The sequence below is a fragment of the Mesorhizobium sp. M0060 genome, assembly GCF_040323155.1.
Lineage (GTDB): Bacteria > Pseudomonadota > Alphaproteobacteria > Rhizobiales > Rhizobiaceae > Mesorhizobium.
Genome location: NZ_JAMYUP010000025.1, coordinates 60,684 through 81,650 on the forward strand (window position 1 = coordinate 60,684; position 20,967 = coordinate 81,650).

General features: G+C 62.8%; 21 protein-coding genes and 2 pseudogenes. 8 read left to right on the top strand and 15 right to left on the bottom strand.

Annotation, left to right across the window (positions count from 1 at the left end; all coding sequences use genetic code 11):
• Both NKJ94_RS22415 and cysS read right to left on the bottom strand, forming a co-directional pair.
• Complete coding sequence (locus NKJ94_RS22415; protein WP_352527910.1) at positions 1 to 387, bottom strand: VOC family protein; 387 nt, start codon at positions 385 to 387, stop codon at positions 1 to 3.
• Positions 384 to 1,853, bottom strand: coding sequence for a cysteine--tRNA ligase (gene cysS / locus NKJ94_RS22420; protein WP_352527912.1), 1,470 nt, complete (start codon positions 1,851 to 1,853; stop codon positions 384 to 386). Before cysS ends, NKJ94_RS22415 begins: the two co-directional genes overlap by 4 nt.
• A 418-nt stretch (positions 1,854 to 2,271) precedes the next feature.
• Between cysS and NKJ94_RS22425 the strand changes: the two genes are divergently transcribed.
• Positions 2,272 to 2,421 carry a hypothetical protein gene (locus NKJ94_RS22425; RefSeq protein WP_254820210.1) on the top strand — a complete coding sequence of 50 codons (150 nt, stop codon included), beginning with the start codon at positions 2,272 to 2,274 and terminating at the stop codon, positions 2,419 to 2,421.
• 56 nt (positions 2,422 to 2,477) lie between these two features.
• On the opposite strand, the pseudogene NKJ94_RS22430 reads toward NKJ94_RS22425, so the two are convergent.
• A pseudogene (locus NKJ94_RS22430) lies at positions 2,478 to 3,237 on the bottom strand (SOS response-associated peptidase).
• Between the two features lie 123 nt (positions 3,238 to 3,360).
• On the opposite strand from NKJ94_RS22430, the gene NKJ94_RS22435 reads away from it, so the two are divergent.
• The 4 genes from NKJ94_RS22435 (at position 3,361) to NKJ94_RS22450 (ending at position 5,728) form a co-directional block, all read left to right on the top strand.
• Positions 3,361 to 3,786 (top strand): NUDIX hydrolase, encoded by a 426-nt coding sequence (locus NKJ94_RS22435; RefSeq protein WP_352527914.1) that lies wholly within the window; start codon positions 3,361 to 3,363, stop codon positions 3,784 to 3,786.
• A gap of 48 nt (positions 3,787 to 3,834) precedes the next feature.
• Positions 3,835 to 4,212 carry a TIGR02301 family protein gene (locus NKJ94_RS22440; protein WP_352527916.1) on the top strand — a complete coding sequence of 126 codons (378 nt, stop codon included), beginning with the start codon at positions 3,835 to 3,837 and terminating at the stop codon, positions 4,210 to 4,212.
• A gap of 374 nt (positions 4,213 to 4,586) precedes the next feature.
• On the top strand, positions 4,587 to 4,844 hold the full coding sequence (locus tag NKJ94_RS22445; protein ID WP_023677749.1) for a hypothetical protein: 258 nt from the start codon (positions 4,587 to 4,589) through the stop codon (positions 4,842 to 4,844).
• An 80-nt stretch (positions 4,845 to 4,924) separates the two neighbouring features.
• A complete protein-coding gene (locus NKJ94_RS22450; protein WP_352527918.1) occupies positions 4,925 to 5,728 on the top strand; it encodes a hypothetical protein in 804 nt (267 codons plus the stop codon).
• Between the two features lie 33 nt (positions 5,729 to 5,761).
• Here NKJ94_RS22450 and NKJ94_RS22455 read toward each other — a convergent pair whose 3' ends face one another.
• Positions 5,762 to 7,093, bottom strand: coding sequence for a dihydroorotase (locus NKJ94_RS22455; RefSeq protein WP_352527920.1), 1,332 nt, complete (start codon positions 7,091 to 7,093; stop codon positions 5,762 to 5,764).
• Positions 7,094 to 7,176: 83 nt separating this feature from the next.
• On the opposite strand from NKJ94_RS22455, the gene ygfZ reads away from it, so the two are divergent.
• From ygfZ to NKJ94_RS22470, 3 genes are all read left to right on the top strand, one after another.
• Entirely contained in the window at positions 7,177 to 8,037 is an 861-nt protein-coding gene (gene ygfZ, locus NKJ94_RS22460) for a CAF17-like 4Fe-4S cluster assembly/insertion protein YgfZ (protein WP_352527922.1), read from the top strand.
• The gene (locus NKJ94_RS22465; RefSeq protein ID WP_352527924.1) at positions 8,037 to 8,669 is read left to right on the top strand and encodes an HD domain-containing protein; all 633 of its coding nucleotides are present in this window, start codon (positions 8,037 to 8,039) and stop codon (positions 8,667 to 8,669) included. Before ygfZ ends, NKJ94_RS22465 begins: the two co-directional genes overlap by 1 nt.
• Positions 8,670 to 8,733: 64 nt before the next feature.
• On the top strand, positions 8,734 to 10,872 hold the full coding sequence (locus NKJ94_RS22470; protein WP_352527926.1) for a putative bifunctional diguanylate cyclase/phosphodiesterase: 2,139 nt from the start codon (positions 8,734 to 8,736) through the stop codon (positions 10,870 to 10,872).
• Positions 10,873 to 10,934: 62 nt separating this feature from the next.
• Here NKJ94_RS22470 and NKJ94_RS22475 read toward each other — a convergent pair whose 3' ends face one another.
• From NKJ94_RS22475 to NKJ94_RS22525, 11 genes and pseudogenes are all read right to left on the bottom strand, one after another.
• Entirely contained in the window at positions 10,935 to 11,207 is a 273-nt protein-coding gene (locus NKJ94_RS22475; RefSeq protein WP_352527928.1) for a DUF3303 domain-containing protein, read from the bottom strand.
• A 21-nt stretch (positions 11,208 to 11,228) separates the two neighbouring features.
• Positions 11,229 to 12,692, bottom strand: a complete 1,464-nt coding sequence (locus tag NKJ94_RS22480) for a RimK family ATP-grasp domain-containing protein (RefSeq protein ID WP_352527930.1) — start codon at positions 12,690 to 12,692, stop codon at positions 11,229 to 11,231.
• Entirely contained in the window at positions 12,689 to 13,795 is a 1,107-nt protein-coding gene (locus tag NKJ94_RS22485) for a peptidase C39 family protein (RefSeq protein ID WP_023677756.1), read from the bottom strand. The genes NKJ94_RS22480 and NKJ94_RS22485 overlap by 4 nt, the downstream gene beginning before the upstream one ends.
• Before the next feature lie 208 nt (positions 13,796 to 14,003).
• Entirely contained in the window at positions 14,004 to 14,798 is a 795-nt protein-coding gene (locus NKJ94_RS22490; RefSeq protein ID WP_352527932.1) for an anti-sigma factor family protein, read from the bottom strand.
• Positions 14,795 to 15,313 carry a sigma-70 family RNA polymerase sigma factor gene (locus NKJ94_RS22495; RefSeq protein ID WP_352527934.1) on the bottom strand — a complete coding sequence of 173 codons (519 nt, stop codon included), beginning with the start codon at positions 15,311 to 15,313 and terminating at the stop codon, positions 14,795 to 14,797. Before NKJ94_RS22495 ends, NKJ94_RS22490 begins: the two co-directional genes overlap by 4 nt.
• 128 nt (positions 15,314 to 15,441) lie before the next feature.
• The gene (locus tag NKJ94_RS22500; RefSeq protein ID WP_352527949.1) at positions 15,442 to 15,900 is read right to left on the bottom strand and encodes a type II toxin-antitoxin system VapC family toxin; all 459 of its coding nucleotides are present in this window, start codon (positions 15,898 to 15,900) and stop codon (positions 15,442 to 15,444) included.
• Positions 15,897 to 16,139 (bottom strand): type II toxin-antitoxin system VapB family antitoxin, encoded by a 243-nt coding sequence (locus tag NKJ94_RS22505; RefSeq protein ID WP_352527951.1) that lies wholly within the window; start codon positions 16,137 to 16,139, stop codon positions 15,897 to 15,899. The genes NKJ94_RS22500 and NKJ94_RS22505 overlap by 4 nt, the downstream gene beginning before the upstream one ends.
• A 57-nt stretch (positions 16,140 to 16,196) precedes the next feature.
• On the bottom strand, positions 16,197 to 18,926 hold the full coding sequence (locus NKJ94_RS22510; RefSeq protein ID WP_352527935.1) for a DUF2339 domain-containing protein: 2,730 nt from the start codon (positions 18,924 to 18,926) through the stop codon (positions 16,197 to 16,199).
• 84 nt (positions 18,927 to 19,010) lie between these two features.
• The gene (locus tag NKJ94_RS22515) at positions 19,011 to 19,529 is read right to left on the bottom strand and encodes a PaaI family thioesterase (RefSeq protein WP_352527937.1); all 519 of its coding nucleotides are present in this window, start codon (positions 19,527 to 19,529) and stop codon (positions 19,011 to 19,013) included.
• Positions 19,526 to 20,299 (bottom strand): DNA repair protein RecO, encoded by a 774-nt coding sequence (recO, locus tag NKJ94_RS22520; RefSeq protein WP_352527939.1) that lies wholly within the window; start codon positions 20,297 to 20,299, stop codon positions 19,526 to 19,528. The genes NKJ94_RS22515 and recO overlap by 4 nt, the downstream gene beginning before the upstream one ends.
• Positions 20,300 to 20,411: 112 nt before the next feature.
• A pseudogene (locus NKJ94_RS22525) lies at positions 20,412 to 20,867 on the bottom strand (porin); the annotation flags it as partial.
• Between the last annotated feature and the right edge of the window lie 100 nt (positions 20,868 to 20,967).

Sequence of the window (20,967 nt, forward strand, 5' to 3'; positions counted from 1 at the left end):
CTACTCCGGAGCATGGCAGACCGCCTCGACATTGTTGCCGTCGGGATCGAAGGCGAAGGCGCCATAATAGTTCGGATGATAGTGCGGACGCAGGCCCGGCCCGCCATTGTCCTTGCCGCCGGCGGCGATCGCCGCGGCATGAAAAGCATCGACCTCGGCGCGGCTGCGCGCGGTGAAGGCGACATGCTGATGGTCCTTCGGCTTGTCCTTGCCGGCATGCAGCCAAAACACCGGCCGGTCGCGGCCGTAGCCGCCGACCTTGGCGCCGCCGGTATATTCCTGCGGCACCATGTAAAGCAGCGAGGCGCCGAGCGGCGCCATCGCCCTGTCGTAAAAAGCCTTCGACGCGTCGAAATCCGAAACGGTAATGCCGAGATGGTCGATCATCTTTTCACCTCCCAGGTGGTGATGCGTTCGCCGGTGACGGGGTCCTTGCCGTCCTTCAATTGTATGGCTTGCGCCAGCAACTCGTCGCGGATGCGGTCGGCCTCGGCCCAGTTCTTGGCGGCGATCAGCGCGAGGCGTTTGGCGATCGCCTTGGCAATGGCGTCTTCATCCACCTTGGCCGCCGCGACGTCGAAGCCGAGGAACAGCAGCGACGCCTTCAGTGAAGCGGCAGCATCATTGTCTTCGGCGGCAGCGTTGCCGCTACCAGCGTTGAAATCAACAGCATCGCCAGCCAACTGCGTCAGCAACTGGAATGCGGGATAGGTGGCGAGGTCGTCCGACAGCGCTTCGATCACATCCGCCGGCACCGGTTTTGCCGTCGGCGGCGCCAGATCGGCGGCCCGCTTCCATTTGCGCAGCGTATTCTCCGCCTCTTCCAGCTTGCGCACTGAAAAGTCAATCGGTTCGCGATAATGCGTCATCAGCATCGCCAGCCTCAGCACCTCGCCCGGCCATTTGCGGCCGCCAAAGGTCTCCGTCTCCAGCAATTCGCTGATCGAATAGAAATTGCCCAGGCTCTTGGACATCTTCTGCCCTTCGACCTGCAGGAAACCATTGTGCATCCAAACCTTGGCCATCGTTTCGGTGCCGTGGGCGCAACGCGACTGCGCGATCTCGTTCTCGTGGTGCGGAAAGATCAGGTCGAGACCACCGCCATGGATGTCGAACACCTCGCCGAGATAGGCGGCCGACATCGCCGAGCACTCGATGTGCCAGCCCGGCCGGCCCCTGCCCCACGGGCTGTCCCAGCCCGGCTCCTGGGGCGAAGACAATTTCCACAGCACGAAATCCTGCGGGTTCTTCTTGTGCGCATCGACGGCGACGCGGGCGCCGGCCTGCTGCTCGTCGAGATTGCGCTTCGACAATTGCCCGTAGTCCGGCATGGAAGCGGTGTCGAATAGGACTTCTCCAGCCGCGACATAGGCATGGCGGCGTTCGATCAAGCGTTGAATCAAGAAGATCATATCGACCTTGCCGTCGGGCCTAGGCTCGACGAACTCGGTGGCGCGCGGCTCGACCGTCGGCTCCAGGCAACCGAGTGCCGCCACGTCCTTGTGGAACTGGTCGGCGGTCTCTTCGGTGACCCGCCTGATCGCCTCGTTCAGCGATAGCTCCCCCGAGGAAATCTCGCTGCCGAAATCGCGCAGTGCGCGGGCGTTGATCTTGTCGTCGACGTCCGTGATGTTGCGCACATAGGTGACGTGCGCTTGCCCGTAGAGACGCCGCAGCAAACGGAACAGCACGTCGAAGACGATCACCGGCCGCGCATTGCCGATATGGGCGAAGTCGTAGACCGTCGGGCCGCAGACATACATGCGCACATTGCGCGGATCGATCGGGAAGAAATCTTCCTTGCTCCGCGTTAGCGTGTTGTAGAGGCGCAGGCTCTTCGATGCGTCAGACATACGTGCCTTCCCGGTGCGTTACTTTGTTTGAGCATGACCTGTTGGGATCGTGCTCTGGATGGAGCCAGTTGCGCCGAGGCGCAAATCGGGCTCCAGCCTGCTGGCCGGGCGTTTGTCCAATCTGGGAGGAGATGAGGCGAAAACGTCCAGGACCAGCGCGAGGCTAGCCGATAATGCAAATGCCACAAATGGCGAAAGACGTTTTCATGGCCGGCTTTATCGCCTTGCCCGGTGTTGCCGTCAAGTCGCTACCCTCGCCAAAAATACCGTTGGATCACAGGAAATGCGGCACTGAAACATTTTATTAAACATGTCGGCACTGTCATGAAACATTCGCCGGCTAGATCAGCAAGCGTCACGATTTGGTCGGATTCGGCCAGCAAACGCAGACACCAAGACGTTACCAGGGAAGAGAAGAATGCCTAAGCAGGAACCCAGCCGCGCCAAGCAACCGGCGCTCGCCAGCTATTACCGGGCGATCGGCCCGGCAGCAATCGTCGCAGCTCTTCTGCACACCGCGAAGAAGAAGAAGCCGGCACAGAAGATCGTCTCGCCGCGCGCTGCCTGAGAATGCCGCCGGTGAAGATTGAGGCGCTCACGGCGTCTCAGAAATAGTAGCTTTTGCTAAAGTAAAGTCATCTGACTGTCGTTCGCGCCGAACTTCTGGCGTTTGACCTTCTCGGGCTCAGGCTCGATGACGCCCTTCTCCTGAATCTCCGGCCCGATGTTGGCGACCTTGTTGACGAGGTCGGAAACCGGGATCGCTTCGAAGAAATCGGGGTGGGCGGGTATCAGCAGATCGGCCACATCGCGCGGCTCGAGGGTGCGGCAATCCAGCCAGCGAGCGAAATCCTCGGGATGGATCACCACCGGCATGCGGCCGTGGATATGAGCAATGTCGGCATTGGCATGGACGGTCAGGATGGCGCCGGTCCATTTCCGATCCGCCCGGCTCGGCATAGGTCTCGATCAGCCCGGCGAAGGCGACGAGCCCGCCATGCCTTGGGCGCACCCAATAGGGCTGCCCTCTTCTGCCGCCGGTCTGGTGCCATTCGTAGAATCCCGAAGCCGGCACCAAGGCGCGGCGATGGCGCATGGCGGCGCGAAACGAGGCCTTTTCCGCCGCCCCTTCGGCACGCGCGTTGAACAGCAGCGCGAAGTCACGCGTATCCTCGACCCAGGCCGGGATCAGGCCCCAGCGCACCAACATCGAGCGCCGGTCGGGCAGGTTCGAGCCAGGCGCCCGCGGTAATCCGGCGAGCGCCATCAACACCGGCTGCGTCGGCGCGATGTTGTAGCGGGCCGGAAACTCCTCCAATTCCGCCAGGCCGAGAAAGGCGGCGGTCTGGTCCGGAGTGGCGGTCAAGGCAAAGCGTCCGCACATGAATTCAATTCTCGAATTGGTGACATGTGAAAGTGGCGATGGAACCTGCCTTGCGCAACCGTTAAAGCTGTTCGCCGACGGCCGGTCCACAACGGACTATGCCAATCGAGCGATCGGGAGCCCATGGAAGCACGCAAGATCATTCCGGCAGTCTCGGTCTGCGTCGTGCGCGAGAACACGGTGCTGCTGGTCAAGCGGGCCAGACCGCCATCGCAGGGCTTCTATGCCTTTCCCGGCGGGAAGGTCGAAGCCGGCGAGACGCTGGAACAGGCAGCACGGCGCGAATTGCTGGAAGAGACCGGATTGCAGGCGCGCAGCTACCGGCCGCTGCGGGAAATCCACATCGACGGCAGCGGCGACGGGCATCCGGTCGACTATCAGCTGACGGTGTTTGGGGCCAACTATGCCGGCGGCGAGGCGGTGGCCAGCGACGACGCCGAAACCGCGGCCTTCTATACGCTGGCCGAAATGACAGCGATGCCGCTCGCGGATGCAGTTTTTGAAATTGCCGACGATCTGCTCGGCCCCAACAAGGACGCCGAGAACTGAGCCCGAAAATCGCCTTGCAGGCGACAAATTGTTTCAGCACAAAGCCTGATGAGCCGCACATCTCCGTTTCTCGCCGCATGCCTCGCCGTCAGTGTGGTTGTCGGCGCGCGCCCGGCAATTGCCGCCGAAGCCCCGTTCGAGCCCGGGCTGATGCGGCTGGCGGAAGTGCTCGGTTCGCTGCATTTCCTGCGCAATCTGTGCGGCGAGAAGGGCGACCAGTGGCGGGCCGAGATGGAAAAACTGATCGCATCTGAAAATCCGAACCCTGAGCGGCGCGCCCGCTTCATCGCCAGCTTCAACCGCGGCTACCGATCCTTCGGCGGCACTTATACGCAATGCACCGCGTCGGCCACGGAAGCCATCAGCCGCTACATGAAGGAAGGCGAGACGCTGTCTCGCGACATTGCATCGCGCTACGGAAACTGAGGGCGGCAGCTGCTTTCCGGCAAAGCCGCATCAAGCGGCGGCGCTGTTCGCGGCGGACGCGTTCGACACTTCTCCGCTTGCCTCGGGTGACGTCTTGGTGCAATCGTTATGTTGCACTTTTGCAACTATATTAACGAAACGTTAGCGCGCGGATGTGGAATTAACTCAAACTGAAGGTTTTCATCCCGCTCGCTGGCCTAATCGGCTAAGTTTTGAATCAGATCGAACGCAGGTTTGCAAAACGCTACGGTCTTTGTCGAAAGCGACCAAAAAAATGTCGCATTTACAAGCACTTATTTAACCTGCGTGTAAACGGACAGCCCAAGCCTGATCCGCATCTATCGGATCGCCGCTTGAAAAGGGTGGACATCGCAATGGAACATGGCGTCAACGACATCGACGCGCTGGTCAGGGAAGAAAAGCGCCTGACTGCCGTGGAAAGCCACAGCGAAGCCTGGGCAGAAGGGCTGTCGGCTGGAATCGAGCCGGAAATCATCGCCGAGGCCGCCCTCGAGACGGCATTCGGCGAGATGCTGCGCACCAATGGCGAGACCTCGGCGCTTGCCCTCCTCGATCGCATGCGTGAAAAGGTGATTGCCGGGGCCTTCGAGCCCGAAAGGCTGCGGCACTGACCTCGGTTCTTTGACGACGGCGCGCCGCTGGACATCACGTCCGGGCACATGGATGGCCCGGAACCAGGGAGTAGCAGGCGGTGAATTTTTCGATGTCAGGCAAGCCGCGCGGCCTGGTCCTCAGCATCTGGCTCACCGCTTCCTGCGCGGCGATTCCCCTTGCACTGTTTCTTGCGAGCAGTCCCGCTCACGCTCTCAGCGAGATCAAGCGCGAAGACCTGCCCTCGCCGGTCACGCCGCCACCCGACGGCGACATGTCGCCGCCCGGAAGTGCCGTGCCGATGCCCGGCCCGCTCGGCACGACGCCACCTGCAGCCAGCCAGCCGACGCCGTCCGACGAACCGGAACAACCCGAGCCGAAAGGGCCGGCGGACGATGGCGGCATGGCCAATCCGCATGTCGATCCTGACGTACCTTTGCCCGAAGTCGTCTACGACCTTACCAAGTTGCCGGAACCGGTCAGGCGCATGCACGACCTGATCGTCGAGGCCTGCAAGAGCGGCGACATCGAAAAGCTCCGGCCGCTGATCGGCAAGGGCGACACGATGACCCAATTGTCGCTGGGCGACATGGAGGGCGACCCGATCGCCTTCCTGAAGGGCCTTTCGGGCGACACGGAAGGCCAGGAAATCCTCGCCATCATGGAAGAGGTGCTCAATGCCGGCTATGTCCATGTCGATGCCGGCACGCCGCAGGATCTTTACGTCTGGCCATATTTTTTCGCCCTGCCGCTGGATAAGCTCGACGCCAGGCAACGGGTCGAACTGTTCAAGATCGTCACCGCCAGCGATTATGATAACATGAAGCAGTTCGGTGCCTACATCTTCTACCGCGTCGGCATCACGCCGACCGGGCAATGGACGTTCTTCGTCGCAGGCGATTGAGTAGGTTAGGCTGGTCTTATGTGGCAGGAGCCTCTAAGCCACCAGCGCCTCGGAAAACTCCACCGCCCTACCCTGACCTGGCGTGACGATGTCGCCTTCCCACATCACGCGCCGGCCGCGAACGATAGTGCCGATCGGCCAGCCGGTCACCTGCCTGCCGTCATAAGGCGTCCAGCCGGCCTTGGAGCCTTGCTGGGCGTTGGCGATGGTCTCGCGACGCTTCAGATCGACGATGGTCAGATCGGCATCGTAGCCGGCGGCGATGCGGCCTTTCCTGGCGATCCCGAAAATGCGCTGCGGGCCGTGGCTGGTAAGGTCGACAAAGCGCTGCAAGGTCAGTCGGCCGGCGTTGACATGGTCCAGCATGATGGGCACCAAAGTCTGCACCCCGGTCATGCCGGACGGTGACGCCGGATAAGGCTTTGCCTTCTCGGCCAGCGTGTGCGGCGCATGGTCGGAGCCGAGCACGTCGACAATGCCTTGCGCAATGCCGTGCCAGATGCCGTCGCGATGGCGCGCGGCGCGCACCGGCGGGTTCATCTGGATCAGCGTGCCCAACTGCGCATAATCATCGGCGCTCAGCGTCAGATGATGCGGCGTTGCCTCGCAAGTCACGACGTCCTTGTGCTGTTCGAGGAAAATTATCTCCTCGGCGGTCGAGATGTGCAGCACATGGATCCGGGCGCGGACCTGGCGCGCGATGCGCACCAGGCGCTCGGTGCAGCGCAATGCAGCGATCTCGTCGCGCCACACCGGATGTGAGGACGGATCGCCCTCGATGCGCTCGCCGAGCCGCTTGCGCAGCCGGAACTCGTCCTCGGAGTGAAAGGCGGCGCGGCGACGTGTGTTCTTCAGGATCGAGGCGACGCCTTCGTCGTCCTCGACCAACAGGTCGCCGGTGGACGAGCCCATGAACACCTTTATGCCGGCCGCACCCGGCAGCCGCTCGAGATCGCCGGTGTCTTTCGCATTGTCGCGGGTGCCGCCGACCCAGAAGGCAAAGTCGCAATGCATGCGACCGGTGGCACGCTGCACCTTATCGGCAAGAGCCGCCTCGCTGGTGGTCAGCGGATTGGTGTTCGGCATCTCAAAGACGGCGGTGACGCCGCCAAGCACCGCTGCCCGCGAGCCCGTCTCCAGATCTTCCTTGTGCTCCAGTCCCGGCTCGCGGAAATGCACCTGGCTATCGACGACGCCCGGCAGGATATGCAGCCCGCGGCAGTCGATCGTCTCGCCGGCCGATGCCTGGCGGAGGTCGCCGATGGCAGCGATGCGCCCACCATTGATACCGACGTCGCGAAAACCCTCGCCGTCATGGTTGACCACGGCGCCGCCTGTCAGGATGAGATCGTAGATGGGGGCCATGCGGATCCGGTCTCTTGCGGGGGGAGTGCCAGCGGCTTACGTAATGGCCGACAGTTTTGCAAGATCAGGCTCGTTTTCCCACCATGCCCTTTGCCTCGCTCGGAGATCGCGCACTCGTTTCCGTGTCTGGGCCGGATGCCGAGCACTTTTTGCAGAACATCCTGACTACCGACCTCGACGTGCTTGGCAGCAGCGAAGCAAAGCCCGGCGCCCTGCTGACGCCGCAAGGCAAGATCCTTTTCGACTTCCTGATCTCGCGAGCCGGCGAAAATGCTTTCCGCCTCGAATGCCGTGCCGAGACGGCCGACGATTTCATGCGCCGGCTGGCGCTCTACAAATTGCGCTCCAAAGTCGAAATTGCCAAGACAGATCAGCCGGTTGTGACCATCCTATGGGAAAGCGATTCAACCGCCTCGCAATTTGAATCAGCGCCGTTTGCCGATGCGCGGTTTGTCGATGCTGCCGTCAAGCGCTTCTATGATGGCGCCGCAGATGGCGGCGACCTTGCCGCATGGCAAGCCTTTCGCATCGCCCATGGCGTTGCCGAAAGCGGCAGCGACTATCAGCTCGGCGATGCGTTTCCGCATGACGTGCTGCTCGACGAGATCGGCGGCGTCGGCTTCAAGAAGGGCTGCTATGTCGGCCAGGAGGTCGTCTCGCGCATGCAGCATCGCGGCACTGCCAGGCGCCGGGTGTTGATCGTCTCGGCCGAACAGCCCCTGCCCGCTTCGGGCGCAGAGTTGACCGTTGAGGGGCGACCAGTCGGCACGCTCGGCTCGACCGCAGGCTCGACAGGTCTTGCCATTGCCCGCATCGACCGGATCAAGGCGGCGCTCGACGCCGGCCTACCGATCCTGGCTGACGACGTACCCGTGTCGCTCGCCATCCCGTCCTGGGCGAAATTCAGCTTTCCGCAGGAAGCCGTCGGCGCGGAGGAGGCCTGATGGCGGCCGATCGCGTCGGGGCGCCGCCGCGCGCCTGGCAGCGCATGCTATCCGGCCGGCGGCTCGACCTGCTCGACCCCTCGCCGCTCGACATCGAGATCTCCGATATCGCTCACGGCCTTGCCCGCGTCGCTCGCTGGAACGGCCAGACCAGAGGCGACCACGCCTTTTCGGTCGCCCAGCACTCCCTGCTGGTCGAGGCGCTTGTCGGCGAGCTGATGCCGGACGCCGAGGCCGACGCGCGGTTAGCGGCGCTGCTGCACGACGCGCCGGAATATGTCATCGGCGACATGATCTCGCCGTTCAAATCCGTGATGGGCGGCAGCTACAAGGATTGCGAGCTCAGGCTGCAGCGCGCCATCCATCTGCGCTTTTCACTGCCGGCGGAACTCGACGCCGGACTGCGCAAAGAGATCAAGCGAGCGGATCAGATCGCCGCTTATTTCGAAGCGACGCTGCTTGCGGGTTTTTCGACGGCAGAGGCGACGGAGTTCTTCGGCCGGCCGCGCGGTTTCAACGCCGAGCGCTTCGATTTCACGCCGCGCTCGGTGACCTGGGCGCAAAATGCCTTTCTCAAACGGTTTACGGCGATCGAAAAGTCGCGACGCCAGACTGCCGTTCCAGCCGGCTGAAAACGGTAAATTAACCGGCAGGGACAACAGTGCCGTGGTTAACCATGGTCCATAGGCGCGCCTCATGCCCGTTGCCGGTTTCAAGGCTGGTTCGTCCGTCCGCCGACGGGGGGCCAAAGGCGTCGGCCTGCCGCAACGGATTGAAGACGAGCTGCGCGAACAAAACGAACGTTTTTCGGCAGCGGTCGAGAACATGTCGCATGGCCTGTGCATGTTCGATGCCGATGAGCGGATGATCATCTGCAACAGGAACTACATCAGCATCTTTCGCCTCGACGCCGAAGTGGTGCGGCCCGGCATCCGGTTTTTCGATATCCTCCAACACAGCGTGGACATCGGCATCGCCTCGCAAAGCGCTGAGGAACTCTATGCCATTCGCAAGCCCTATATCGACCGGGCTAAACCTTCCACCTATGAGGAAACGCTTGCAGACGGGCGTATCGTCAACATTTCGCACCGGCCGCTGGCGTCAGGTGGTTGGGTATCGATCTACGAGGACATCACCGAGCAACGGCGCGCCGAGCAGGAGTTGAAGGAGCAGCACCGCCGTTTCGACGCGGCACTTGCCAACATGTCGCAAGGGCTTTTGATGTACGATGCTGACGGCAAGCTGATCGTGCGCAACGAACGTTTCCTGGAACTTTACCATGTCAGGCCGGTCGACTTCCCGCTTGGCATGAGCCACCGTGACGCCTTCAAGCGGCTGCTGGAACTGGGCATTTATACAAAGCTCGACCTCGACAGCGAAATCTTGCAAATCGAAGCCTGCCTGCGGGTGGGCAAAACACACGTAACGCATCGCCATCTCGCCGACGGCAGAACGCTGCTGGTTGCGCGCCGGCCGATGAGCGGCGGCGGCTGGGTCGCGACGTTCGACGACGTCACCGAGCGCAGGCGCGTGGAAGAGCGCATGACCCACCTTGCGCATCACGACACACTGACCAACCTGCCCAATCGCTCGATGCTTCGCGAACGGCTCGACCAAGCCCTGAGTGAGACGAGAGACGGATCGCTGGCGATATTCTCGCTCGACCTCGATCACTTCAAGGCGGTCAACGATACTTGGGGCCACCCCTCCGGCGACTGGCTGCTGAAATGCGTAGCCGAACGGCTGCAACGGTGCCTGCGCAATGAAACGGACGTTGTCGCCCGCTTCGGCGGCGACGAATTCGTCATCATCCAGTTCAACCTCAAAAGCCCGGGCGACGCGGAAAAACTGGCCAAACGCATCGTCGAGATCATCGGAAAGCCGTTTCGCGACAAGAGACACGACATGCGCGTCGGCATCAGTGTCGGAATCGCGCTTTTTCCGAATGACGGCAAGGATGCCGACACGCTGCTGAAAAATGCCGATATGGCGCTCTATCGGGCAAAGAGCGAAGGGCGCAACCTCTACCGCTTCTTCGAACCAGCCATGGATGCGATGGTGCGGGCACGCCGGGCACTCGAAATCGATCTCAGGGCAGCGCTGTCGCGTCGGGAATTCGAGCTGGATTTCCAGCCGATCATGAACATCGCCTCCGGCGAAATCGTCGGCGCCGAAGCCTTGATGCGGTGGCGTTCGCCGGTGCGCGGCCTGGTGCGGCCGGACGATTTCATTCCGGCCGCCGAGGAGACCGGGCTGATCGTGCCACTTGGAGAATGGGCGCTGCGAAAAGCCTGCACGAGCGCAGCGGGCTGGGCGCCTTTGCGTATTGCGGTCAATGTCTCGGCCGTGCAGATCAAAAGCGGCACCTTTGCCCGCAGCGTCATCTCGGCACTGGCGTTCTCGGGCGTGCCGGCCAACCGGCTTGAACTGGAAATCACCGAAACGGTGCTGATGGACGAGAGCGATCTGGTGCTTAAGACACTCAGGCAGCTGCGCGATCTGGGCGTCCGCATCGCGCTGGACGATTTCGGCACCGGCTATTCCTCGCTCGGCTATCTCAGGCGCTTTCCCGTCGACAAGATCAAGATCGATCGTTCCTTCATCCGCGATATCGACAGTCGCGATACCGCGGCAATCGTGCGCACCATCATCGGGCTTGGCGCACAGCTGGACATCACTGTCACCGCCGAAGGCGTCGAGACGGAAGCGCAGTTGGAGTTCCTGCGAAAGGAGGGCTGTGTCGAGGCTCAGGGCTATCTGATCGGCGTGCCATCGAAAGCGTCCGATATCGACCGGCTGCTGAGGTCGAGCGCAGCGCTTAGCAGCAGCGGCTGAGCGCAACACGGCCGGCCGAGCCAAAGCGCCTAAGGTCATCAGCGCTGAGGTTCCCTCCCGGGTCAGAGGTGCCCGCTCAATGCCTCAACCATGTCCTTGTTCGTCGCCACAGGAACAATCTCGAACGCCACCAGATCCGCCCATTCGATGACCCACCGCTGCAGAAGCGTGACGTCATCGGCCTCCACCAGCAGGAAGCAGCGGCTCATATCCGCCGCGATCCAGCTGTGGTGCACGAGAAGCGCGTCCGGCTTCAGGCGGCCCTGGTCGCGGAAGCGACGGTAGATCTCCTTGCGGTCACAGCCGCGAAAATCCTCGGTCACAAAAAACAGCATCTCTGTCCCCCACTCGGATGGTTATCGCCCCGGCCTGTCCAGCCGCTCCAGGAACCACTGGGTCAGCCGCACCCAGACCTCGTCCTTTTCGCCAGAGTCTTCCCAGCCGTGGTCGAGGTTGGGGTTATCGTTGACCTCGATGACGAAGACGCCGTCCCTGGTCTCCTTGAGGTCGACGCCGTAGAGGCCGTCGCCAATGCAACGCGCCGCGCTCACCGCCGTCTCGACGACATGGGCCGGCGCTTCCTTCAGGGTGAAGGTCTTGATGCCGCCCTGGTCGGGCTTGCCGTTGGCCTTGTGATTGACGATCTGCCAATGTTCCTTGGCCATCAGATAATGGACGGCAAACAAGGGCTGGCCGCCGAGGACGCCGACGCGCCAGTCATATTCCGTCGGAATGAATTTTTGAGCGATCAGGAGGTCGGAATCCTCCAGCCATTCGGTTGCGAGCGTCTTCAACTCGTCGAAGGTGCCGCATTTCTTGACGCCGCGCGAAAACGAGGAGTCCGGGATCTTCAGCACCAGCGGGAAGCCCAGCGTCTGCGCCGCAAGTTCCAGATCCGAAGGGCCGGCTATCATCACCGTCGGCGGCACCGGAACCTTGTTGTAGGTCATCAGCTCGTTGAGATAAACCTTGTTGGTGCAGCGGATCATCGACAGCGGATCGTCGATGACCGGCATGCCTTCCTGCTGGGCGCGGCGGGCAAAGCGGTAGGTATGATTGGAGATCGAGGTGGTCTCGCGGATGAACAGCGCGTCGTAGTTGGCGAGCTTGGCCAGATCCCGCTTGGTAATCGGCTCGATTTCGACGCCCATCTTTTCGGCGATCTTGGCCCAGTGGCGCAGCGACGAAATCTCCGACGGTGGCAGTTCCTCATGCGGATCGACCAGCGTGGCGAAAGTGTAGCGCGCCGGCGTGCGGCCCTTGGTGTCGCGCCACTCGCGGTTGGTGTAGGTCTCCAGGCACTGGAGAAAGTGCGTTTCCTCGTCCTCGGTCATCCTCGCCAAGGGATGGAAGCCGATCTTGCGGATCGAGGCCCATTCGGCGCTGTCCCTGATGTGGACCTCGAGCGCCGGGGCACGGAACCAGTCGAACAGGAGTTTGGCGAAGCGATCCCAGATCCTGGATGGTCCGATGCCGAAGAAGATGCAGACCTTCTGCGGGAAAGCGCCGCCCAGGTCCTTGCGGCACTTGTTGAGTGCGAGTTCGAGTTCCGGCAACGCGTGCTCATAGAGCTTGCGCTCCGACAGGTCGATCATCGTTTCGACAGTTGGGATGACCTTATGGCCGCGCGAACCGGCGAGCAGCGAGGCGTAATAGCCGCGGCTCTGGTAGCCGTAATTGTTCGACAGGTTGATGACCTTCGGCCGCTGACCGCGAAACAGTGCCGGATGGGCAAGGTAGTCGCGGTTGGTGATGATCTTGTGCGGCGTCGCCACTTGGTCGAGATCGTTCTGCCGGCCGGTAAGGATGACCCAGGTCATTGGCTGTCGCGCTTTCCGAGAGTGATGGCGGCGCGCAATCCGTCGCGGCCGAATTGCGCCATGTTCATGAAGATGCCGTAAGGCACGGGAATGTTGGCCGCATCGAGGATCGTCTCCTGCCGCTCGTCCTCGACCCAGGGGTCATGGATCAGGATATGATCGCCGTCGTCGCCGATGGCCAATACCCAGTGCGGGACCTTCTTGCCGAACATCAGGAAGCCGCTGATCAGGACCAGCACCAGTTTTCCCTCTGCAATCGCAGTGCGAATGTCGTCAAGCCCGAATGAGCGGTAATTCACCGGGATGCCGTAAAGTTCCGCGCGGCGGCGAAAGTCGACTTGCGCCAGCTCCATGACCCGGCGCTTATCTTCGCTGCGCACCGACTGCAGGAACAGCGCGCCGTAGAAGGAGACATAGATCTCAGCAGCAAGCCCGCTCTCATAGCCGGCGACGGCCAGCCCGAACGGCTCGCAGCCGCCAGGGCCGGACATCATGAAGACGGTCGTCGCCTCGCGCCACAGCCGGATTTCCATCACCGGATCCGGCACGAAGCCGGGGTCGAAGTTAGCCATCGCCATCATCAGGCAGCATGGTCCGCATGTGAATTCGCAAGTCTGCTGATAAAACGGCACTTCGGTGGCGACCGGAATGTCGCCGCGCAAGGTCTTTTCGTAGCGGAGCGCCGTGGCGCCATCCTCGTAGTAGTCCGGTTCGCGACCGATCTTGCGGTAGCCGCTCTGCTCATAGATCTGGATGGCGCGCGGATTGTCCTCGCGGACTTCCAAACGAAGCATCATGCGGCCGTGCTCGAAAGCAGCGGCTTCAGCCTCCTCCAGCAGCAGGCGGCCAACGCCACGGCCGCCGAAAAATGGACCGACGGCGATCGAATAGAGTCGTGCGACGCCGCTGCCCTTGCGAAACAGCACGACCGCATAGCCGGCGACGTGACCATCGTTCTCGCCAACCAGCAGTTCGGCGGTGTCGCGTTCGATCAGTTGGCGAAAGGAGCGGCGAGAAATGCGGTCGCTCGAGAAAACAGCTTTTTCGATGGCGGCGAGGTCATCGACGTCGGACGCGCGGGCCTTGCGAATCTCGGCAGGCATGCGGGCTCAGAAAACCTCGATTGGGTTGTGGAAACGGCCCTAGTCTAAACATCGGTCACACCAGCCGAAGCGCCAGCATCTAGCAAGCGCTATCGCACCTCGATTAGGGCCGAATTGTGACAGTTTTGATGGCAAGCAGGTCGCGAAAGGCTTTGAATGACCTCCCGTGTTTCGGCATCGGCGCGGCTCCAGAAAAATGAAGTCCTGTTCAGCTTTCCAAGCCTGCCACAAGCTGGCCATAGGCGCTCTTGGCCACTGCGGCCAACCGCTCGCGCGGCAGCGAGCCGACAACGGCGCAGCCATAACCCTTGTCCAGCCAGTAGACGGCCTCAGGACCGTCTTCCTCCGACCCATAGGTGCCCTTGGCCTTGGCCGCCGATTCGGCCGTGACGAAGAGCGATATGCGCTCGCCTTTATCGTCCTCGTAAAGCAGCATCGCGGCCTTGCCCTGGCCGGCAGGCAGCAGCCGGCCACCGACCAGCTGGAATCCTTGCGCCGCCAGATCCGGCGCGACGAGCTTCAAACCCACCTGGTTCGACAACCAGCTCTGCAAATGATCCCTGTCGCTTGCCGGCACTTCCACCGCGTGCCGTTTTTCGGCGGCATAGATGACGTGGGCGGCGATCGCCTCTTCGGCAAGCTGGTCCTCGGCCGTATTTTCCAGACCGACGCGGCCGATGCCGGCAAGGTAGCCGCCAGCACCGCCAATCACCAGGATGGCGGCAGCGGCGGCCGCAAGCCACCAACGCGAGCGCGACGCCGCCGCTCTGACCACCGGCGCCTCGCCGAGCATTACCCTGCTCAGCCGTACCGGCACGGGTTCGCTCAGCACGCCGTTGAAGGCTGCGCGCAACGCTGCCCGGTCGGCGGCGTAGCGTGCGCTCTTGGTCTTCATCTCGGCATTGGCCTCGAGCCATGCCTCATAGGCCGTCCGCTCATCGCCCGGCAACTCGCCATCGAGAGCCATGTGGATGTCGCGTTCGGAGAAATCGCGCCGGCTCATTTCTCGACGATCCTTATAGACCGGCGGCGCGCGGCATCATCCAGCAGCGTGCGCAGTTCCTCACGCCCACGCGCGATGCGCGACATCAAAGTGCCGGCGGGGACGCCAAGGATGTTGGCGGCTTCGGCATAGGAAAACCCTTCGATGGCGACCATCACAAGTGCCGCGCGGCGGTCCGGGCTGATCGCCTGCAGCGCGTCGACGATCTCGCGCGAGGCGATGCTCTCGACCTGCTCGGCGGGTGCTGCCTGCGCCTCACTCGCCTCGAGCGGCAGCATCGCTGCCTCACCGCGCCGGTTCACCTTGCGCATCTGGTCGATGAACAAATGATGCATGATCGTAAACAGCCACCTCCTGGGGCTTTCTCCTGTCTGCCAATTGTCGAGCCGCACAAGTGCCCGCTCGAGACAATCCTGGACGAGATCGTCGGCGGAATCGCGGTCGCGCAACAGCGAGCGTGCATAGCGGCGCAGACGCGGTATTTCACCAAGGATTGCTGCCTTCTTTTCGTCCATGACCGCTGGTTCTGGAGCCCTGTCCGCAGTGATTGAACGCGCCTTCGCGGCGCGGCGCAAGCGGCCAGCGCGAAGCGGTCGGCCGCCCCGGTCACCCAAGCAACTGAATAACGCTGCCGGTGACAGGTTTATTCCCGGCGGGCATCCGATTGTCGAAACGCCGGTTTAGGCGCCAGATCCGTCTGAAGAAAATCGTCGCCCTTGTAGAGCAACGGAAGATCGAGGGCCTTTGCACAGGCGTAGGCGAAGCAGTCGCCAAGATTGAGATCGGCCGGATGACCAACCGCCTTGCCGTAGCGGATGCTCGCGTCGATGGCGCGCGCGCCGATGTCCTCGTCGATAGGCACATTGCGGGCGCTGATTTCGACAATGAACGAATCGACCAGATCGCGCGCCGCGGCGAGCATTTCGGGCGTCGGCTTTTTGGAAACGGCGTTTATGCGCCCAAGGGCAAGTGTCGCCTCGAGCCGAACAAGTGCGGAAATATGCAGCGGACTGCCGGCACCCGAGATTCGCTTGAGCAATTCCGCCCACCCCGGTTCCTTGGCGAGAATGGCGACGATGACCGACGCATCGACGAACATCAGTCTTCCCACATCTCGTCGGTGAATGCCTTCATGTCGAAGGTGGGATCGGACGGCCCCAACGCAGCATACTTGGCCTGTAGCACCGCAATTCTGTCGCGCAGGGGCTTGCGGGCGCGGTTGCGCTCGAGCTCGTGCAAAAGCGCGGTCCGCACTGCTTCCGTCTTGCTCGGGGCGTTCGTCTCACGCTGCAGTTTTGTGGCTAGCGCATCCACCTCGTCGTCGCGAATATAGAGGGGCAAATTGAATATCTCCTCTGGAATATTCATATATTCCATCTTGAATATTCATGCAACCCTTTACGTCTCTTTCGCCGCACGTGTCAGCAGCCTCTGATAAAACAAGCCGATGCCGATGAGCACCGCGCCGAGGCCGATGAAGGACAGCGCCCGCAACACGCCTTCCAGCTCCGACATGTCAAAGATGAAGACTTTGAGCACGGCGACCGAGATCAGCGCCGCCGACGCTATGCGCAGCGCCTGCGACTTCAGCCAGACACCGGTGGTGAGCAGCACCACGCCGATGATCAGCCACAGTGCCGAATAAGTATAGGTCTCGAGCTGGCCGAGGCCGCTCCACAGCCCGATGAACTCACCCTTGAACAGGCGCCTGACTGAAAGCGTGGCATAGGCAAAGGCGAGCAGCGCCGCCACCACCGCCAGCATCGCCGCATACCATTGCGGCCGCTTGTCACGGGCATAGAGCGCCAGTGCGCCTGCCGCAACCGCCGGCAAGAGGTAGGCAAGGAACAGAAGGTTGAACGCCGGAATGCTGCCGGTCGATTCATCCGTCAGCAAGGGGTTCAGCGCCAGAAAATGCTGGACGACGATGAAGGCGACCGAGACCACGCCCGCTGCGATCGAGCCGTAGCGCAGCACCGAACTTGGCGAGCGCATGTCGATGGCGACCAGGATGGCACCGGCACCGATGGCGATCAGCGTGTAGATCGCCTGTTCGGCGAGCGTCGCGGCAGCCGTGTCGATGACGCCTCCATGCATGGCATGGCGCACCAGCATGGCGACGGTGAGCAGAGCAAACAGCGCGGCGCCGGCCTCCATGGCGAGGCGCGGCCGGCCATTGGTGGTGCGGGCTAGCTGCCAGGCGGCAAAGCCGAAGGCGAGCGCCGGCCCGCCATATCCAATCAGCAGCCAGTTGAACACCGGTGTTTTCGACAGGAACTCGGCGCCGACGATGGTCGGGTCGAAGGCGACACGGCCGAGCACTGCAATCACCGCACCGACCGAAATCCAGCCAAGCGCCGGATAGGTACGCCAGCGCGTTGCCAGCGCCGGCACGACGGCGGCTGCTCCGAGCAGGATAGTTGTCCAGCCGGAGCCAAAGGCCATGTGCAACATCAGCAGGCCGGCAATCGCCGCGCCGCCGAGCGCGAAGGAGACGGCAGCGCCGCCGGTCAGCGGCGGCGCTTCGCCGCGCGCTATCCATTCGCCGCCGGCGACGAAGACTCCGACCAAAACGGCTGCGACCGCCGCATAGGCAAGGTCACGGTCGAGATTGCCGAAGGTCAGCCAGAGCGCCAGTAGGATGACCAGTGGCGCGACAGCGCTCCAGGCCGCCCATGTGGCGGCGCGCAGCCAGCCAGGGGCCGCAAAACGGCGCGCTGCCCAGAAGCCGGCGCCGATGAAGACCAGGCCGAGAGCGATACCGACCCTGAGCATCAAGGCATCGGACGCCACAACCGGCAAGCCGTCGACACCGAGAGCGCCGCCCGAAAAATCGGCAGCGATCGTGGTCGGCGGGATGATGCCGAGATAGACCAGCACCGTCGCCAGTCCGGCGGCGTGCAGCAATGCAAGCGCCCGCGGCCGGTAGAGCGCCACCGCCACCAGGGATGCGATAAGGGCAGCACCCGGCAATGCACCGCGGATGGCGACGAAGGCCGGATCGACGAACAGGGCCAGCGCCGAGAGGCCGACGAAGAAGCCCGGCGTGATCGACGGCCAGTCGAAGCCGCTGCCGGATTCCGCTTCGCTGCGACGGCCGAGCCAGACGAAGGCGAGCACGGCCAGTGTCACCACGTCGATGAAGAGAATGACGGAAAGCTTCGCCCCCGGCGCGTCGGTCATGTAGAAGATGGTCCAGATGCCCGTGGCGACGAAGGCAGCCGCCATCAAAAGCTTCCAGTCGCGGATGCGGGCGATGACGCCGGCGGCGGCAAGCACGATCGCCAGATAGCCGAACAGCGCCCATGGATTGGGCGCCTGCGAGGCGACCAGCATCGGCGTCACCATGGCGCCGAGCAGGCCGACGCCGGCCAGCGCCTGACCGTGGACCAGGCTTGCCGCGATCGTCGCCACCCCGATGGCGCCGAGCAGCGTGAAAGCGAGCGCCGGGCCGATGAAGCCGTAAATGCTGTACGCGGCGTAGACGGTGCCGAACAGGATGAAGGCGCCGGCCGCCGTCAGGATCGCCGGGATATAGGCACCGGCAGCACCTTGCACCGGCACCTTGAAGCCGGTGCGCCGGATGAACTCGCCGCCGGCGACCAGCACCAGCCCGAGTGCCGCCGCCATGGCAAGCCGCACGCGTGGCCCGAAAATGCCGGCCTCGATGGTGTAGCGGATCAGGAATAGGCCGCCCAGCGCCAACGCGATGCCGCCAACCCATACCGCCCAGCGAGTACCGAGAGCCGTTTCGACGTCGGACTGGCGGGCGGCTTTCGCCGCTGCCGCCGGTTGCGCCGAGTCCGGCGCGGACGACGCCGTGGTATCGGCGTTCCAGGGTCCGGATGTCCCCTCCCCGATACCGGCTTCGGCCTCTGTTGCCGATGCCGCGGCCGTCGGCGATGAGGCTATGTCGGCAGCAACCGTAACCGGGGCTGCGGCATCCGCCGGTTTGCTGTCGTTTGCAGCTGGTTCCTTGGCTTGCGGCGGCAGGACAGGCGCGCCCGAAAGCACAAGGCTGCGCAACGCGCCAAGCTCGCGCTCGATCAGGCCGATGCGGCTCTGTTGGCGTGAAATGATGACGAACAGCGCGATGACGGCGACGAGGCCAATCAGGCTTTCAAACATGGCGGTTCCCCCAAACCAGGCCAGTTGTCACTGACATTCAGCCTTCAGTGACATTCAAATGCGGCGGCCAAACGGCCGGTCCATTCAACGTGCCGCCAGATTGGCCGCCGGAAAGATCGAGCATGTTTCGGTGCCGAATGCCAGCAGCTTGCCATTGGCATCCTTCAGTGCCGCTTCCGAAACCGCCAGCGTGCGGCCCTTGTGCACCACTTTGCCTTCGCACACCACCTCGCCGGTCCTTGGCGTGATCGGCCGCGTCAAATTCACCTTGAACTCCGCCGTCGTATAGGCCTCGCCCCTGGCGAGCAGCGTCTGCACCGCGCAGCCCAAGGCCGAATCCAGCAGCGTCGCGGCCCAACCACCATGCACGCCGCCAAGCGGATTGAGGTGGCGCTCGTTCGGCACACCGCGAAACACCGCGCGTCCTTCCGACACTTCGACAAGGGCGAAATTGAGCTGGAAAGAGATCGGCGGCGCCGGATATTTGTTGTCGATGATACGCTGGAGCAATTCCAGACCGGTGTATTCGAGGATGTCGTCGTGCGGAATGGTGCCGAGGCCGAGCGGCGAAACCCGGCCGGGATAAAGTTCCACTTCGCTCATCTGGTGGTTTCCCCAGCGGCGGTTTCTCCGGCGTTCGCCTTGGGTGCATGATGCCTGCGCAAGGCGGCAAGAAACCCGGCGCGGGCGCCAGGCGGCTCGATGCCGCGCGGCTCATAGACATGGCGGGTAAAAAAGAAGCCGGTCAGCCGGAAGGCATCCTCGATCGCCGCCGGATCGGCGCGCAGGCCCGAACCACGCTGCAGGAAGGCAGGCAGCGCCAGCATCTTGTCGCGCCACGGCGCGCCCGCCGCCCGCGACACGGCGCGGCCGGATTTCGGCGAGACGTAGGCAAGGTCCTGCCTGGTGCCAGTCGCCGCACACTGGCTGAGATCAAGGCCGAAACCGAGTTCGTCGAGAACCAGCAGCTCGAAGCGGGCCACCAGCTCGCCGGCGGCATCGGCATCGTCGAGATGGGCGATCATCACCGCAAGCGTCTCATAGAGAGCGCCATGGGCGTCGCGCTCTGGCAGCAGGCGCAGATGCGCGGCCATCGTCTGCAGGCCGTAGATTGCAACGGCTGTGTCCATCAGCCGGGCGGCATTCATCTCGATGGCCTCAGCCTGGAAGGTGCCCAGATGCTCGTCGAGCCGCGCCCGCCATAGCAGCTCGACGCGGTTGCCTGGTTGCAAGACCGGCTGCTGCTTGCGCGAACGGCCGCCGCGCACAAGGCCGAGATGGCGGCCATGCGCACGTGTCATCACCTCGAGAATGGCGCTGGTTTCGCCATGCTTGCGGGTGCCGAGAATGATTCCCTCGTCGCGCCATTCCATGACGAGAGCTTGTCACCGGTTGGATGGCGAAATCAAGATCAGCGGCCTATCCACCGGAAACGAAACGGCCCGTAGCGATACACCACGGGCCGTTTGCAGATATTCAGCTCGATCAGAACGAACGCTGGAAGCGGAAGATACCACCGATTGCGTCGGCATCGTCGGCATCGAAATTGTCGAAATAATCGAGTTCGGCGGTGATCGTGTAGCCAGGAACGATCGTGTAGGCGACGTTGGCCGCCACGGCGAAATCTTTTTCGTCGGTATAGGAGACCTGAGCATTCAAAGAGGTCTTCTTGTTGACGGCATAGCTGCCGCCGCCCCAGACGGCAAAGTTGCCGATCCATGGCTTATAGAAGTTGACGGCGCCGTGATCGTCGCTGCCGTAGCCCGCCATCACGAACAGGGTCAGGTCAGTAATCGGCTTGACGTCGAGGCGAACTTTGCCGGCCCATTCTTCCCACGCGCTGTTATAGGCGCCCACCGCGGTGATCGCACCCCAGTCGCCCTTGTATTTCACCCCGCCGACGACAAACGGAACGTAGCTGTCGATCGACTGGCTAGATGTTTGATCTCAGGCTTTAATGGCGCACCATTGTCGTCCGAATCAAAGGACGCGCTATGGGACAGATTCTACACGGCCGCGCCACGACGACAGAGGCGGTCCG

Excerpts from the sequence above, each read along its gene's own strand:
- NKJ94_RS22415 (WP_352527910.1), bottom strand. The coding sequence starts at position 387 with ATGATCGACCATCTCGGCATTACCGTTTCGGATTTCGACGCGTCGAAG.
- cysS (WP_352527912.1), bottom strand. The coding sequence starts at position 1,853 with ATGTCTGACGCATCGAAGAGCCTGCGCCTCTACAACACGCTAACGCGG.
- NKJ94_RS22425 (WP_254820210.1), top strand. The coding sequence starts at position 2,272 with ATGCCTAAGCAGGAACCCAGCCGCGCCAAGCAACCGGCGCTCGCCAGC.
- NKJ94_RS22435 (WP_352527914.1), top strand. The coding sequence starts at position 3,361 with ATGGAAGCACGCAAGATCATTCCGGCAGTCTCGGTCTGCGTCGTGCGC.
- NKJ94_RS22440 (WP_352527916.1), top strand. The coding sequence starts at position 3,835 with ATGAGCCGCACATCTCCGTTTCTCGCCGCATGCCTCGCCGTCAGTGTG.
- NKJ94_RS22445 (WP_023677749.1), top strand. The coding sequence starts at position 4,587 with ATGGAACATGGCGTCAACGACATCGACGCGCTGGTCAGGGAAGAAAAG.
- NKJ94_RS22455 (WP_352527920.1), bottom strand. The coding sequence starts at position 7,093 with ATGGCCCCCATCTACGATCTCATCCTGACAGGCGGCGCCGTGGTCAAC.
- ygfZ (WP_352527922.1), top strand. The coding sequence starts at position 7,177 with ATGCCCTTTGCCTCGCTCGGAGATCGCGCACTCGTTTCCGTGTCTGGG.
- NKJ94_RS22465 (WP_352527924.1), top strand. The coding sequence starts at position 8,037 with ATGGCGGCCGATCGCGTCGGGGCGCCGCCGCGCGCCTGGCAGCGCATG.
- NKJ94_RS22470 (WP_352527926.1), top strand. The coding sequence starts at position 8,734 with ATGCCCGTTGCCGGTTTCAAGGCTGGTTCGTCCGTCCGCCGACGGGGG.
- NKJ94_RS22475 (WP_352527928.1), bottom strand. The coding sequence starts at position 11,207 with ATGCTGTTTTTTGTGACCGAGGATTTTCGCGGCTGTGACCGCAAGGAG.
- NKJ94_RS22480 (WP_352527930.1), bottom strand. The coding sequence starts at position 12,692 with ATGACCTGGGTCATCCTTACCGGCCGGCAGAACGATCTCGACCAAGTG.
- NKJ94_RS22485 (WP_023677756.1), bottom strand. The coding sequence starts at position 13,795 with ATGCCTGCCGAGATTCGCAAGGCCCGCGCGTCCGACGTCGATGACCTC.
- NKJ94_RS22490 (WP_352527932.1), bottom strand. The coding sequence starts at position 14,798 with ATGAGCCGGCGCGATTTCTCCGAACGCGACATCCACATGGCTCTCGAT.
- NKJ94_RS22495 (WP_352527934.1), bottom strand. The coding sequence starts at position 15,313 with ATGGACGAAAAGAAGGCAGCAATCCTTGGTGAAATACCGCGTCTGCGC.
- NKJ94_RS22510 (WP_352527935.1), bottom strand. The coding sequence starts at position 18,926 with ATGTTTGAAAGCCTGATTGGCCTCGTCGCCGTCATCGCGCTGTTCGTC.
- NKJ94_RS22515 (WP_352527937.1), bottom strand. The coding sequence starts at position 19,529 with ATGAGCGAAGTGGAACTTTATCCCGGCCGGGTTTCGCCGCTCGGCCTC.
- recO (WP_352527939.1), bottom strand. The coding sequence starts at position 20,299 with ATGGAATGGCGCGACGAGGGAATCATTCTCGGCACCCGCAAGCATGGC.